The organism is Parabacteroides sp. AF17-28, assembly GCF_003479205.1.
Taxonomy (GTDB): Bacteria; Bacteroidota; Bacteroidia; order Bacteroidales; family Tannerellaceae; genus Parabacteroides; species Parabacteroides acidifaciens.
Genome location: NZ_QUGV01000011.1, coordinates 114,480 through 130,643 on the forward strand (window position 1 = coordinate 114,480; position 16,164 = coordinate 130,643).

Consider the following 16,164-nt stretch of genomic DNA (forward strand, 5'->3'; position numbering starts at 1 on the left):
GAGAATTGAGTATTTTTTTAGACTCAACTCTCTATTTATCAATTTTATCAATATCCAAACAGCTCCTCTTGCGTCAGCTTCTGAATGGGGCCATATTGGGAAAGACCTTTCATGTCGAGGTTTTTTTCATCGCCCAACACGCAATACGTATAAGTACGGCCTTTTACCCATTTTTCCTGGAATGCTTTGATTTCAGGCAGTGTCATGGTCTGGGCTTTTTCGAACAATTCCTTGCGGCTGTCCGTTGTCAGACCTAAATCCTGTGCATTCAGATAAGACCAGAGAACATCGGATTTCGTGATACGTTCGGTACGCAGACGAGTGATAAGCGCGTCTTTAGCCAGATTGAACGCTTTTTCTGATTCCGGCATATTGTTGATAATCTCATCGAATGCTTTCATGGCATCGATCATCTTATCGTTCTGGGTAGCGATAAACGTACGGTAGACATACGGATATTTCAACTTGGACGGAGTGATCAGGAATGCACCGGCAGAATAGGCCAGACCGCGTGATTCACGCATTTCCTGGAATACGATTGCATTCATACCGCCACCAAAGTATTCGTTGTACATATTCAATGTAGGCTGGATAGCCGGATCAAACTTTTCACCACGATTAGACACGGCAGAATAATAAATCTGTTTTGCATCATACTGGGCAAACAGTACTTTATTGGCCGGAGTTTCCTGCTGCTGGAATTCGATACCTGCCGGAACCGGTTGCAACTGATCGGGGACATTATGATATTGTTTGATAATATCCAGAACTGCCTGCGGTTTTTCCGGACCATAATACAGAATCTTATGCTCGAAAGAGTTGATCTTATGGATACGGTCTACCAGTTCCTGCGGATTCATCTGCTGCAATTCGGCAGTTGTCAACACAGTTGTTGACGGAGATTTCGGTCCCCAGATAGCATACTGGATCAATTTGTTGAAGTTCTGTCCCTGGTTCAGTTTAGCATCGGAACGTTTCTTCAGGATATCGCCAGCCAAATTGTCGTAAGCTTCCTTATTAACCTGTGCATCGGCCAGGATTTCTTCGAACAATGCCATCGCTTTCGGCATATTTTCCTTCAAACCTTCCAGCATTACATACGTACGGTCAGAACCTGGGAAGACGCTGAAATAACAAGCCAGTCTGTAAAATTCTTCGTTGATTTCCTTCAAGCTCTTTTTGGAAGTGCCCAGATATTTCATGTATTCGAAAGCAGTACCCATTGCCTTATCATTATTCGTTCCCATCTCGAAAACATACATCAGAGAGAAAAGATCATTCGATGTATTTTCTTTATACAGGACAGGGATATTCGATTTAGCTGTCAGTTTCTGCAAATCTTTATTGTAATCCAAGAATACAGGTTCGATCGGAGCGACATTGGATGCCTGGATTTCTTTCAGGAATGCGCTTGAACTATCACGATTCATCACGATAGGTGTGATTTTAGGCTTGTCGATTTTCTTTTCGTTCGGGTCTTTGCCTTGTTTCTTATAGATTAAAGCATAGTTATCACCAAAATACTTGTTGGCAAAATCAACAATTTCCTGTTTTGTCACCTTACTCATGCGATCTAAAGAAGCCACCTCATCTTTCCAGTCTACACCATCGATAAAGGAAGACACAAACATATCGGCACGACCGTCGTTACGATCCAACCGGTACATCTGCATCAGCTTATAGTTGTTGATAGATGCCTCCAACAAACCTTCGTCGAAATCACCTTTTTTCAACTTATCGATTTCCGCCAGGAAAAGGTCTTTTACCTCATCCAGGGTCTGGCCTTGTTTCGGACGGCCGCTCATGACAAACGCATTATAATCGGACATTCCGTAAGTACCGGCATAACAACTCAATACTTTCTGTTGCTGAACTAAATCGACATCCAACAGACCGGCTTTGCCATTGTTGATGATTTCACCTGTCAGGTTCAACAGATCCTGTTCCGGAGAAGCAGCTCCCGGGAAACGCCATCCTAATGTAACATTTTCAGCGTCTACACCCAAAACTTCTTTTACCACCGGCGCCTTAATCGGAGATTCATGCGTCACAGGAAGTTTAGGCAGGTTAGGATTCGGTTTCAGATGGCCGAAATATTTATTGATCGTAGCAATCATCTGGTCGGGATCAAAATCACCGGACAAACAGATCGCCATATTGTTAGGAACATACCAAACATTATGGTAGTTCTTAATATTCGTGATTGACGGGTTCTTCAGATTGTGCTGCGTACCGAGAACAGTCTGGGTTCCATAAGGGTGATCGGGGAAAAGGGCGCTCAAAACAGCTTCATACACTTTACGCCCGTCACTGGTCAGCGACATATTCTTTTCTTCATACACCGTTTCAAGTTCGGTATGGAAACCGCGGATTACATTATTTTCAAAACGGTCTGCCTGTATCTTAGCCCAATTATCGATCTGGTTGGAAGGAATATCTTCCACATATACCGTCTGGTCGAAGCCGGTATAAGCATTTGTTCCGGTAGCACCGATAGCAGACATCAGCTTGTCGTATTCATTCGGAATAGACAACTTGGATGCTTCATAGGAAACGCTGTCGATCTGGTGATAAATAGCCTGCCGTTCCGCCTCGTCCGTCGTCTTGCGATAGACTTCGAAAAGCTGTTCGATTTGGTCAAGCAGCGGTTTTTCTTGTTCGTAGTTTTGCGTTCCAAACTGTTTAGTACCCTTAAACATCAGGTGTTCAAAATAGTGTGCCAGCCCTGTAGTTTCAGCCGGATCGTTTTTTCCGCCTACGCGGACAGCAATATATGTCTGGATACGGGGGGTCTCCTTATTCACAGTCATATACACTTTCAGGCCATTATCCAGAGTATAGATACGGGCTTTCAGAGGATCATTAGGGACCGACTCGTATTTAAACGGGGAAGTCTCTGCACATGCAGTAGCCAAGAGAAGAATAAAGGCTAACTGAAGAAACTGAATCGTTTTACGCATATAATTTAAATTTAGATAATTACTGCGTCAAATATATGAAATTTAAAATAAAAAAAGCTCCCGTCCGGGAAAAAACAGGGCTAAAGCCCATTTTTTCCAGACGGGAGCTGGTATGTGTTCGTACAAACGGTAAATTAAAGACCGAAAGCTTCTTTTACTTTATCGACATAATCCAGTTTTTCCCATGTGAACAGTTCCACCTCACAGATGGTCGGTTCCGGATTATAACGGGAAGTAAATGTTTTCGTTACAATCTGCGGTTTACGTCCCATATGGCCATAAGAAGCTGTTTCCAGATAGATCGGATTACGCAGTTTCAGGCGCTCTTCAATTGCTTTCGGACGCATATCGAACAGGTCCCAGATCTTCTCTGCAATCTCTCCGTCTGTCATTTTCACGTTTGCACGGCCAAATGTATTTACGAAGATGTTCATCGGTTTAGCAACACCGATCGCATACGAAACCTGTACCAGCATTTCATCGGCAACACCGGCAGCCACCAGGTTCTTGGCAATATGGCGGGCTGCATAAGCTGCAGAACGGTCTACTTTCGAAGGATCTTTTCCTGAGAAAGCGCCACCACCGTGAGCACCTTTACCACCATATGTGTCAACGATAATCTTACGGCCGGTCAGACCTGTATCACCGTGAGGACCACCGATCACGAACTTTCCGGTCGGGTTCACGTGATAGATGATGTCATCGTTAAACAAGGCCTGCACATAAGCCGGATATTGGGCTTTTACACGCGGAACCAGGATATTCTTCACATCCTCGGCGATCTTTTTCTGCATGGCCAGATCGGCTTCTTCCTGCGTAATGCCTTTCGCTGTGACAAATTCGTCGTGCTGCGTAGAAACAACGATCGTATCGATGCGCAACGGTTTGCCGTTGTCATCATATTCAATAGTAACCTGGCTCTTGGCATCCGGACGGAGGTAAGGCATCAGGTCGTTTTCATTCTTACGTATCTCGGCAAGTTCCCACAACAGGCTGTGTGAGAGATCCAATGCTAAAGGCATGTAGTTTTCAGTTTCATTCGTGGCATAACCAAACATCATACCCTGGTCGCCTGCACCCTGATTGTAGGGGTCTTCGCGTTCAACGCCACGATTGATGTCGCCACTCTGTTCATGGATAGAAGAGAACACGCCGCATGATTTAGCTTCAAACTGGTATTCACTTTTTGTGTAACCAATTTTCTCGATCACGCTACGGGCTACATCCTGTACATCCACGTAAGCACTTGATTTTACTTCTCCAGCCAAGACAACCTGTCCGGTTGTTACAAGGGTTTCGCAAGCAACTTTCGAGTTCTTGTCATAAGCCAGGAACTCATCCAGCAAAGCATCCGATATCTGATCGGCTACTTTATCGGGGTGCCCTTCGGACACCGATTCGGAGGTGAATAAATAACTCATCTTGTTTTAATTGAAAATTGAAAATTGAAAGTTGAGAATTAAAGAGCAAAGCCTCTAAAGCCAACTGCCAATTTACAATTGACGGTTAATAAATCAAATTAAATAGGTGGATTGACGAGGGGAAATTTGCTTTGCCGCGCGGCAGTAAAAGAAGTTGTTTTTAGCATTTTTTCCTGTGGTTGCAAGCAATACAAATCTATCCACATCAATTCGGGCACAAAAATACAAAACAATTGACAATTAGCAACTGATAATCGAAAATTATTTTTTCTTTTTGGTGTTACGCAGCGCTTTTTTATATTTAAACTCCGCTCTCATCTTGGCAGAGCCTGATTTATGCGTTCCACGCAAGAAGTCCGAGAACTTCAGTTTTTTTTCTCCGGCATTTTCATCTTTAGCTTTCTTCTTAAAGACCATGCCGCCCTCGGTTATTATTTTTTCTTTATCATTCATAATCGTTCCTTTAAATCTATTATACGTTCTTTCAATATAGGATGCACGACAAACGGAGCTATTTCGGACAAAGGGTCCATCACAAATTTCCGTTCATGCATGAGAGGATGCGGTAACGTCAGTTCCGCTGTTTGCCGGATCTCGTCATCATAGAGCAGGATGTCTATATCGATGATCCGATCGTGATACGCCCCGTTGCTCTTCTCCGTACGGCCCAGTTCTTTTTCGATCTGTTGGGTAGCCAAAAGCAGTTCCGACGGAGAAAAAGAGGTCTTCAATTTAACAGCCGCATTCAGGAAAAGGTTCTCCGATGCAAAGCCCCAAGGCTCCGTTTCATAGAAACCGGAAAGGGCGAGAACATCTCCCACCCTTTCAGCTAACAGTGCGGCGGCTGTTATCATGTTCCGTCGTTTATTCCCGATATTGGTACCCAAGTTCAGGTATACAATCGCCATAATTCCGTTTTTACAGGATCAGCATGGCATCGCCATAAGCTCCGAAACTATATTTTTCTTTCAAGGCCACTTCATAAGCATCCATGATCTGCTCATATCCGCCAAAAGATGCTGTCATCATCAGCAAAGTAGACAGCGGCATATGGAAGTTTGTGATCATACTGGATGCAACACTGAAATCATACGGCGGAAAGATAAACTTGTTCGTCCATCCTTCAAATTCTTTCAGATGCCCGTCCGTACTTACAGCGGTTTCGATTGCGCGCATGACAGATGTTCCGACTGCACAAATCTGGCGGCCGTTATCCTTTGCCGTGTTTACGACTTCCACCACATCGGCATTTACAACCATCTGTTCAGAATCCATCTTATGTTTGGTCAAGTCTTCCACATCGATTTCACGGAAATTACCCAGACCGGAATGCAATGTCAGGTAAGTAAACTGGCAATCCTTGATCTCAAGGCGTTTCATCAGTTCACGGCTGAAATGAAGGCCGGCGGCAGGAGCGACGACAGCCCCTTCTTCCGTTGCAAAAATGTTCTGGTAACGTTCTTCATCTTCCGGTTCCACAGGCCGGTCAATATATTTAGGCAGCGGGGTTTCACCCAGCGCATACAATGCCTTTTTAAATTCATCATGGTTACCGTCATAAAGGAAACGCAGCGTACGGCCGCGTGATGTCGTATTGTCGATCACTTCAGCCACCATCGAATCGTCTTCACCGAAATACAGTTTGTTTCCGATACGGATTTTGCGGGCGGGATCCACCAATACATCCCACAGACGGAGGTCTTCATTCAGCTCACGCAGCAAGAAAACCTCGATACGGGCACCAGTCTTTTCTTTATTTCCATACAAGCGTGCCGGAAAGACTTTTGTGTTATTGAAGATAAACACATCTTTTTTTCCGAAATAATCCAGCAGGTCTTTGAATACTTTATGTTCGATCTCTCCGGTCTTGCGATTGACAACCATCAACCGGGACTCATCTCTGTTTTTTGCCGGATGGAGGGCGATCAGCTCCTGCGGTAAATTAAATTTGAATTTCGACAGCTTCATAATGCTAATTCTATATTTATTTTATTTTTATTCATTCGGTTTTATTTCTTCTATATTTTCCTCCAGGAAGGCGTCTATATCATCGGGAGACATACATTTATCCAACGTAATGTCACCGATACGGGTACGTTCCAAAGCAATCAGGTGTGCTCCTGACTGAAGGGCAACACCGATATCGCGCGCCAAAGCCCGGATATAAGTACCTTTACTGCAAACCACCCGTATCTTGACTACCGGCAGGTTACATTCCAGCAACTCCATTTCATCGATTACGAGCGTTTTCGATTTCAACTCAACTTCTTCCCCCTTACGGGCCAACTCATACGCCCTTTTGCCCTCAACTTTACAAGCCGAAAAAACCGGCGGAATCTGCTGGATCGTTCCTACGAACGACTGCAAGACTCTTTCTACTTCCTCACGGGTTATATGTTCTGTCGGATAGATCCCGTCTATCTCTTTCTCCAGATCGAAAGAGGGTGTCGTCTCCCCCAATTTAAGGGTTGCGACATATTCTTTCGTCTGATACTGAAACTCGTCAATCCTTTTAGTGGCTTTACCGGTACAGACGATCATCACACCTGTTGCCAGGGGATCTAACGTTCCGGCATGTCCTACTTTTATCTTTTTCACCTTCAGCTTCCGCGACAATTTGTAACGGAACTTATTCACCAGGTCAAAAGAGGTCCACTTTAAGGGTTTATTAAAATATAATACTTCTCCTGCTATAAAATCCATTCTTATTTAAGTAACGTACAGGCGATTGTTATCAAACCTGCAATTGCACAATAGATGGCGAAATAAATCAGTTTCCCTTTCTTCACGATATTGATCATCCACTTGCAGGCGATGCATCCCGATACGAATGCGGCAAGAAATCCGACAACCAGCGAAAGCGTCGGAATATCTCCGGCAACCGCTTCTCCTTTCATCGCTTTCATCACATCCAACAAGGCTTCACCCAAAATAGGAGGAATAACCATCAGGAAAGAAAACTGAGCCAGTTTTGCTTTATTGTTCCCTAATAACAAACCGATTGCAATCGTTGTTCCGGAGCGGGAAAGTCCCGGTATCACGGCACATGCCTGCGCCAAACCGATAATGAAAGCATCCTTCATCGAGATGTTTTCTTTCTGACGGGGCTTCGCATAATACGAAAATGCCAGCAATGCAGCTGTCAACAACAACATGCATCCCACAATCAGCAATCCTGAACCGAAAATATCTTCAACCGTATCTTTGAAGAACAGTCCTACGATTCCGACCGGAATCATGGATATCAGGATGTTTATCACATAACGCGTCTCAGCATTCATCTGAAACTTAAACAACCCCCGGAATATCCATTCAATCTCTTTCCACAGGATAACCAACGTACTAAGTACGGTTGCCACATGGACGACAATCGTAAATGCTAAATTTTCTTCTCCCTGAATGCCAAATAAAGCAGAACCGATTGCCAGGTGACCGCTACTGCTGACCGGCAAATATTCCGTAAGTCCCTGAACGATCCCCAGCACTAAGGCTTCAAACCAACTCATTCTGCTACTTCTTTATTCTTGCTGTTTCTCAATATCCCGAAAATCATCATCACAAAACCGATCACCGTCACAGCCGGAGCCACAACGATACGGCGGGAACTGAATATTTCCGGATTAAATCCGGTCGGGTCCTGCGAACCGCCGCCACTCATCAACATAAAACCGATTGCGATAATAACGACAGAAACAGCAATCAGGATAAAATTGTCTTTTCCAAAAGCGAAATCTCTCTTTGCCATACATTTATATATAATATAATTTATCAACTCCCATCCGCAGATATTTGTTCACCGCTAAAACAGTTGCCGTAATAGAGAGCAAAATCCCCATCACCAACACACCCGCGTAAACAATCACCAACGCCTTTATATCCAGCAACTGAATGAAACCGGACAATTCATTTTGTAAATAATACAACGCTCCCGTCAGCATGAATATTGCAAGGATAGAGGCAAAAATGCCACTAACCACATTATACCGGACAAACGGCCTCCGGATAAAGCCGGGCGTAGCGCCCACCAGCTTCATGGTGTGAATCAGGAAACGTTTGGAATAGATCAGCAACCGTATCGTATTACTAATCAACACAAACGATATTGCCATCAGAATTACCGCCAAGGTCAACAGAATCAGGCTGACACGTTTCACGTTATCATTCACCATCTGCATCATATCTTTCCGATACAATAAATCGGAAACGGAAGTATAGTTCTTTATCTTCTTTTCAATCAGTTTGAGACTGTCCGGATTGGCATATTCCGAATACAGCTTTACTTCGATCGAAGCCTGCAAGGGATTAAAGCCCAGAAACGTTTCGGGATTCTCGCCCAACTCCTCTTCCAGTTCTTTAGCTGCCTGTTCTTTCGATATGTATTCTGTAGATTTGATATAAGGTAATGCATCCAATGTCTTCTGCATCTTCTTTATCTCCGCTTCTTTCTGGTTATCTTTCAGCACAATCGAAAACGAGATGTTTTCCTTTACATATACGGAAAGTTTGTTTCCCAACAACCCCATCAGAAAAATAAGTCCCAGCAGAAACAGTACCAATGCGATACTTATTATGGAAGTCAAGCGAGAATTAAAGAAAGAAACCGAACTAACCTTTTTACTTTCAGCCATTAGACAATACCTTATTGTTGTTGAATAAAGCGGGGAGATGCGTCCAGAGAACACACCTCCCAATTTTTCTGCAAAAGAACAAATAATTTACGAGATAGCGGCTTCTTTACAATTCTTTAACTACAAAAGAGGTTGTGCCAACTGTTTGACACAACCTCTTATTTTTATCTGCATTCGTCCTTCACAGGAGTACCGGCAGAAGAACTTTATTTCAATACTTTAGTATTAATAATACGATCGCTTGTTCGCCTGTCGCAGGATACTTGATGTTGATTGGGAGACGGACTTCCGTCCGCCTCTACAACCTCGCGCGATCTTATTTAGAATTATTTGATTATAATTTTTTATCTACAATCATTATTTCACGATTGCCTTAACAGCATCTTCACCTTCCACGGCAACAACTACTACACCGGCAGGAACAGCAATTGTGGCGTTGTCGGAAGTGATAACAGTATTGGCTACTACCTGACCTAAGATGTTAGTTACTGCAACTTTCTTACCAGCAGCACCTACGATCTGAACAGTTCCGTTACCGGCAACGACCTTGATTTCGGATACTGTAACAGCGTCGTTTGCAGTAGCTTCATCTGTTGTTGTTTCGAAGTAATAGATTCCGGACTGACCGATCTTTTCAGCGATAGCGGCACCTGTACCATTTTCATGTTGTCCATTTTCTGTATCAATCTTAGCCAATACAGGAATACCATTTTCAGATTTAACCCATTTACCTTCGAAGTCAGCAACAGCATCACAAGCAGATTCCAACAGGAACGGTTCGCTTGCAGTCTTGTCATAAGTACCATCAGCATAAGTATTTGTCTTACGCAGAGAGAATGTATGATTTGTATTCAAGTCGCCCTTGATACTGTGACGTTTTACATAGACACCTTCATTAGTTGTTGCATCTACAGCCAACTTGTTCGGATCCAATACGAAACCAGCCTTTGTATATTTTGCATGGCTACCGTTATCTTTAACTGTCATCAAATCATTCAAAGTATAACCAGCATTAACCACATACAAGTATTCTTCATCTCCGTCAACCTGGTGGATACCTTCTACGAAGCCCAGGCGAGTATAGTTGTTGAACTTGTACAAATCAGCATTATCCATCATATTTGTACTTGAGCCGATAGAATCTTCCAGATTTACAAGGAACCAACCTGCTGTATAGCCATTATATGCTACATAGTGAGTTTCACCATCATCTTCTGCATTATCCTTGCTATCCCAGTAGCCGTGAACCATTGTAGGATCGTCGCAAACATAACCGTCAGGAATTGAATCTACCCGCACACCAAACAGATAACGTTGCATCAGAGCGTAGTCATTAACAACTTCATCAACATACAGAGCTGCATCTTTTTCTACATCCATCGTACGACTTTCAAGACCCAGATAGTGGAAGTCCGGATTGATATCCTGGATCAACTGAACTTTATTATGGTCTTTGCAATCTTCAAACAGATAGTTCTTAGCTGCTAACTGCTGATAGATCTTGATATTACTATTCAACTGTACATCATAATCAGCCGAGATATTCACATACTGCGGACGAACTTCGTGAGTTGTATAGAATGCATCTGCAACATCATTCGGCTTGTCATTCAAATCATTGTCACGAAGGTTACCCATCTTGTAACCGGCTTCAACAGCGATCTGCATCCAACCGTTATCCGTATCCAAATCATAAACAGATGTACTCAATGTGCCATCATAAGCAACCGGAGTCGTAGTCGGCATGTTGATATCAACCAGTACATAACAAGTATCCATAATAGCACTGTCATCATCCAGACGAACCTGATTAGCTTTCAGATAGAATACAGCCAATTTCTTGTCTACATTGTTCAGTTCAGACTGTTTAACAGCACGATAGTAATAACGGCCATCAGCAGCTTTAACAGATGCGATATACAGACGGTTATTGTCGATCAAGTTGTTATCCTTAACTTTAATCACATAAGCTTTTCTATGCAACTGAACCAAAGATGTATCTAAATCACCAGACTCATTTACAAACTCAATCACACTACCGAATTCGTTATAGATTGCACCCTGGTTTGTAGGCAGAGTAGCTTCAGCGATTTCGTAATATGTAGGAGCAGAAGCTTCGTCGATATAAGACATTGTGTCTTTAGTACTCTGCAGATACAAATTATCATTCATGAAGTTGTTCCACTTAATCTGATAATTATTTTCGATACCGTTGTTCAGTTCATCTTTCGTAAACATCTTATAACCATGTTCGCGGGTATAAGCAACAGGATCGGTAACTTTTGTGAAAGTCAGAGAGTCTACAACACGCAGTAAATCCGAACGACCAAACATACCGGAAGAAGGAACATAATCATCAGAGTAACCTCCTGCACGATTGATAAAACGATAGTTTACGCCATCCTTTGAATACAGCTGACCTTCAAATACAACACCCGGATATTCGCGATTCTGAATCTTTACGTATTTAGCAGAGTCAGCATCCCCCATCTTTTCACAACCCAACTGTTCAACAGTCCACATAGTAGACGGCATCAAGTCATAACGCTGGTTCATAGCTTCAGTGTCATACATCAGATTTCCAGCCATATTCTTAACTATCCACATACCTTTAGCACGCTGTCTGTCGTTATGGTTAGCCAAGTTGATGAAGTACAAACCGGATTCTTTGGTTGCACGATTCAGGTACTCGAATGGACGGTCGATGGTTGTTTTTACTTTGAATTCACCCTTACCATCCTTCGCAACTGTAATTACTTCTTTATCTACTCCCGGAATCGTTGCTGCAGTCAAAGAAACAGTTTTAGAAGTATAAGATGTATAATCATTTACTAATGTATTGGCTTTAGAATAGTCTGCAGTTCTTGCAAATGAAGTCGTTGCTGCGGATTCTCTCCAATATTTATTAGCATCCCATTCAAAATCAGCCTGAACAGCGGCATTCAATGGCTCAATAACGATACTGTCGTTTGTCGGGAAATATGTAGCACGGAAATAATAACGAGCTTTCATAAATGTGTTATCTGTTGCAATTTCCGGTGTTTTCAGTGCAAACATCACAGCCGGAGATACAGACGGTTTATGAGTATCATCCTGATAACGAGCAGTATCTGCCAACAAATAAGTACCAGCTGCTGTCTGGAAGTTCAAATTGAACTTATTGGCAAGTGGATTCAAACTGCTAACGGTCGATTTAGTAAAAGCCACACCATTAGCATCCAATGTATTAACATTTTCACTTCCATTCAAAAGGACATCTGTTAATTCCAATGCATTTTCTTTAGCAGTAAAATACTGATCTAAGAGAACACCAGCACCTTGTAACTCTTTATTCATCTTAAAAGAGAAAGTATCCTGATTCATCTTGTTGTCAGCGTCCATACGCGTATTGAATTGTTGAGCTGTCATAAAGAACGGAGCTGCAATAACCGGCTTCATTTCTAAGACATCTGTCAAATTATTCAAATCGTGTCCAGCATCAGCAGTATTAACGACCTTCGCTTTTACTAATTTCCACTCAGCTCTATTTCCATCAGGATAAGCAAATCCCATATTTCCTGGATATTCCAATCTGTCATTTAAGGCTGTAACAGTTCCATATTTGGATTTATCACCTGCGACTTCATAAGACAAGTACATAACCTGATTACTACTTTGGTTATGCAGATAAGAATAAACTTTCTGGAATCCTAATACTGCATTATTGCTTGCGTTCACTGTATACCAAGACCATTCAGCAATACCAGCTCTTAATTCTGAAACAGAATCATTTTTGATCACAGAATGATCAAATGTAAGGGCAAGATTAGTTTCTTTATTAATATAAGTGAAGTAGCCACCACTTACACCATCAGGTTTTGAATATTCAATTCTCCATAAAGAAGCATTCAAGGGAGCTTTATCTTTTTTTACTGTACGCAAATAAATCTCGCCTGTTTCATAATCACGTTCCTGAACCAAAACATCCGGATAAGCAGTATCATCATTTTTTACTTCTAATTGATAATACAAGTTACGATCAATGGAATAGACATTTTTAGTCCATTCGCCACCAGTAGCAAGAGTATATTCCCCAGCCCCAGTTGTTGCTGCAATAGCTGCATTGTCTGTGTGATTTGACGGTGCAGACTTTGTCTCAAACGTACGATAGGCACCCTGCACTGTAGCATTAGTTTGATCATTCCAGTTTTGAGCTGAAACAGACCCTGCCACCAGCGCAAGCGCCATCAGAGTAGAAAACTTTTTGTTCATAATCATTTGAATTAATATTAATAATACATATACTAAAAGTTCGATCGATCTTACGGACGTTTCTCGTGTTTTCGTCTTTTAACTAAACTTCTGTATTTTGACGAGAGAAAACGTACGTTTTTTTTAGTCATTTTTGGAGGGTTTGTCAGCCAAAAGCCGTTTTTCGTACAGCTTAATCTATCTAATTGATAAGAAAGGATATAGAAACAAGAAATTTCTTGGAGAAAACAGTTGCAGGTTCAGAAACTATGCTTAAATTTGTGACGAAAATAAACGTACGTTTTCTTTAGTCATTCCATAAACAGCATCTACCTCTTTATTTTTCAATCTCTTACAATCATAAAACAAATACAATTTGCCCATATATTACTAATGTACGCGTGTACATTATATAAAATCCTAAACAATAGATAATCAACCCTATAACTGTGGACACGCCAAATATCAATTCCACCCTAAAAAGCAGGTAAAATAGGCAATTTCAGAGAACAACAGATGCAAATGTTACTTTTTCCTTAAGCAATAATAGTTATTCACATTTCCATCCAAGAAAAGAAAGTGACTTTTCCTCCCAACGATTTTAAATATGAGTTTGCAAGTTTGGAGAAATAGAACCGACCGGTAAGAAAGAGTGAAAGAATAATTCCTATATTTGTAAATGTAATAAAAACAATGACGTATGGACCAGAAAATGTTACCGATAGGCATCAGCGATTATAAGAAACTAATAGAAGAGGATTATTATTATGTAGATAAGACCGATTTTATCCGCCAGATCATAGAAGAAGGCAGTTTGATCACGCTTCTTCCGCGTCCGCGCCGTTTCGGTAAGACGCTGAACCTTTCCACGCTCCGCTATTTCTTCGAGAGGACGGAAGGCAATATCTATCGTCCGCTGTTCAACGGGAAAAACATCGAACAGTGGAAAGACTTCGACCGATATCAAGGTAAATATCCGGTGATACTGGTCACGTTGAAAGACTGCAAGGGTGATACGTTTGAAGAGATGCTTTTACTGTTGGCACGCGAACTGCAGTCGGAATTTATCCGTCACGATTATTTACGGGAACATATCGAACAGAAAGATTATCTGGATCAGTTTGTCCGGTTGCAAAACCGGAAAGCGACTCCTGATGAAATGACTGGTTCGCTCAGACTGCTCTCCGAGTTGCTCACCTCCTATTGGGGCACGCCGCCCCTCGTGCTGCTCGATGAATACGACACGCCGATCCATGTCGCTTTCGATAAAGGCTATTACGACCGTATGATCGGATTTATGCGTAACTTTATGAGTTTGGTGTTCAAAGACAATACGGATATCTTCCGTGGCATCATCACCGGTATCTTGCGGGTCAGCAAGGAATCGATATTCAGTGGATTGAATAATATAGCTGTGTTTTCACTATTGGACCGTCCGGTGTGTACTGCCTTTGGTTTTACGCAAGAAGAGACAAATACCCTGTTAACTGATTATTCATTAGGCGATGAGAAAGATTCAGTAAAACAATGGTATGATGGTTATTTATTTGGGGGATTGACAGTCTATAATCCCTGGTCCGTGCTAAATTATATCATGTATGATGGCGTCTTGGCTCCTTACTGGGTAAACACCGGCTCGGACGTCCTCTTGCGACATCTGCTTGCCGACGGCCCGTCGCAAATACGCATGGGTGTGGAATCACTGATACAGGGCGAACCAATCCGCAGCGTGATAAACGACAAGTTAGCTTTTCCGGATTTGCTGTCAGAAGCATCCAATATCTGGTCATTCATGCTTTTCAGCGGCTATCTGAAGGCTACCGATCCGGTAAAGAACAATGATGACCTGATGGAATATACCCTGCAAGTACCTAATCGTGAGGTCAGAACCGTTTTCTTCACCATAATCCGAAGCTGGATCAATAACGGTCCGGTCAAAAACGACCGCCTGGAGCTGATGCTGCAAGCATTGAAAGAAAAAAACATGCCAATCTTCCAGCGTATCCTGAACGACTTTGTCGTCAATACATTATCATATTATGACACAAGCGGCCGTGAGCCGGAGAAGGTTTACCAAGCCTTCCTGTTAGGTATGCTTGTCAGCAGCGGCGCTTACGAAGTGAGCAGCAACCGCGAATCGGGGCTTGGCCGTTATGACATTCTGCTCCGTCCGCGTGACCTGAGCCTGCAAGGCGTGATCATGGAGTTGAAGCTCTATGATCCGGTATACGACGAATCCGTCGAAAGTGTGTTAGATTCCGCACTTCAGCAGATTGAAGACAAACAGTATGCCGCCACACTTCAGGCAGCCGGCGTCACCGACATCCTCAAAATGGCTATCACATTCGACGGCAAACGTGTCTGGGTAAAGATGGCCTGAATAAGTAAAAAAAAGTTTGTACTTAATACAAATGCAAAAATAAGATACGGACTCAAATATAATCCGTACATTTGCGCATTATGAAAAACGAATTTGATTATCAAGACGTCCCATACGATTTCGCACATTGCTTCAATGACCAATGTACGCAAGCGGACAATTGTTTACGCCACCTGGCAGCAGCCAACAGTACATCTATCCGTAAATTCCTTCCGATAGTAAATCCAGCCTGTTTCCCGAAGGAAGGAGACGATTGCCCTTTCTTCAAATCACAAATCAAAAAACGAATTGCCCTGGGAATTACAAATCTGCTCGATAATGTACCGCATAAAATGGCCCTGCAACTAAGAAGACAGATGGTCAGCCACTTCAAGAAAACACTTTATTACCGTTTCCAACGCAAAGAAAACGAGCTGTTACCCGAGCATCAACTCTTTATCAAACAACTCTTTAAACAGAACGGAATCAACGAAGAACCGGTTTTCGATTCATACAGGGAAAGCTTCGACTGGTAAAAAGTTTCAGTAATATTTTTTCGTGAAACT

12 protein-coding genes are annotated in these 16,164 nt (G+C 42.4%); 2 read left to right on the plus strand and 10 right to left on the minus strand.

Features of this window, described 5'->3' with window-relative positions; all coding sequences use genetic code 11:
• Positions 1 to 47 precede the first annotated feature (47 nt).
• The 10 genes from DWW90_RS10180 to DWW90_RS20640 all read right to left on the minus strand — a co-directional run bounded on the left by DWW90_RS10180 (position 48) and on the right by DWW90_RS20640 (position 13,020).
• On the minus strand, positions 48 to 2,960 hold the full coding sequence (locus tag DWW90_RS10180; RefSeq protein WP_122344890.1) for a pitrilysin family protein: 2,913 nt from the start codon (positions 2,958 to 2,960) through the stop codon (positions 48 to 50).
• A 134-nt stretch (positions 2,961 to 3,094) separates the two neighbouring features.
• Positions 3,095 to 4,381 (minus strand): methionine adenosyltransferase, encoded by a 1,287-nt coding sequence (gene metK, locus DWW90_RS10185; protein ID WP_115500723.1) that lies wholly within the window; start codon positions 4,379 to 4,381, stop codon positions 3,095 to 3,097.
• A gap of 261 nt (positions 4,382 to 4,642) precedes the next feature.
• On the minus strand, positions 4,643 to 4,834 hold the full coding sequence (locus DWW90_RS10190; protein WP_115500722.1) for a hypothetical protein: 192 nt from the start codon (positions 4,832 to 4,834) through the stop codon (positions 4,643 to 4,645).
• Positions 4,831 to 5,289 (minus strand): 2-amino-4-hydroxy-6-hydroxymethyldihydropteridine diphosphokinase, encoded by a 459-nt coding sequence (folK, locus tag DWW90_RS10195; protein WP_122344891.1) that lies wholly within the window; start codon positions 5,287 to 5,289, stop codon positions 4,831 to 4,833. Before folK ends, DWW90_RS10190 begins: the two co-directional genes overlap by 4 nt.
• A 10-nt stretch (positions 5,290 to 5,299) precedes the next feature.
• A complete protein-coding gene (gene queA / locus DWW90_RS10200; RefSeq protein WP_115500720.1) occupies positions 5,300 to 6,349 on the minus strand; it encodes a tRNA preQ1(34) S-adenosylmethionine ribosyltransferase-isomerase QueA in 1,050 nt (349 codons plus the stop codon).
• Between the two features lie 27 nt (positions 6,350 to 6,376).
• Positions 6,377 to 7,084 carry a tRNA pseudouridine(55) synthase TruB gene (truB, locus tag DWW90_RS10205; protein ID WP_115500719.1) on the minus strand — a complete coding sequence of 236 codons (708 nt, stop codon included), beginning with the start codon at positions 7,082 to 7,084 and terminating at the stop codon, positions 6,377 to 6,379.
• 2 nt (positions 7,085 to 7,086) lie between these two features.
• Complete coding sequence (locus DWW90_RS10210; RefSeq protein ID WP_122344892.1) at positions 7,087 to 7,887, minus strand: undecaprenyl-diphosphate phosphatase; 801 nt, start codon at positions 7,885 to 7,887, stop codon at positions 7,087 to 7,089.
• Positions 7,884 to 8,126, minus strand: a complete 243-nt coding sequence (locus tag DWW90_RS10215; protein ID WP_122332101.1) for a DUF3098 domain-containing protein — start codon at positions 8,124 to 8,126, stop codon at positions 7,884 to 7,886. The genes DWW90_RS10210 and DWW90_RS10215 overlap by 4 nt, the downstream gene beginning before the upstream one ends.
• 4 nt (positions 8,127 to 8,130) lie before the next feature.
• A complete protein-coding gene (locus DWW90_RS10220; RefSeq protein WP_122344893.1) occupies positions 8,131 to 9,009 on the minus strand; it encodes an ABC transporter permease in 879 nt (292 codons plus the stop codon).
• Positions 9,010 to 9,366: 357 nt separating this feature from the next.
• Positions 9,367 to 13,020, minus strand: a complete 3,654-nt coding sequence (locus tag DWW90_RS20640) for a DUF6383 domain-containing protein (protein WP_199662191.1) — start codon at positions 13,018 to 13,020, stop codon at positions 9,367 to 9,369.
• A 919-nt stretch (positions 13,021 to 13,939) separates the two neighbouring features.
• Between DWW90_RS20640 and DWW90_RS10230 the strand changes: the two genes are divergently transcribed.
• Positions 13,940 to 15,619 carry an AAA family ATPase gene (locus DWW90_RS10230; RefSeq protein ID WP_122344894.1) on the plus strand — a complete coding sequence of 560 codons (1,680 nt, stop codon included), beginning with the start codon at positions 13,940 to 13,942 and terminating at the stop codon, positions 15,617 to 15,619.
• An 80-nt stretch (positions 15,620 to 15,699) separates the two neighbouring features.
• Complete coding sequence (locus tag DWW90_RS10235; protein WP_115500735.1) at positions 15,700 to 16,134, plus strand: DUF6078 family protein; 435 nt, start codon at positions 15,700 to 15,702, stop codon at positions 16,132 to 16,134.
• The last annotated feature ends 30 nt before the right edge of the window (positions 16,135 to 16,164 follow it).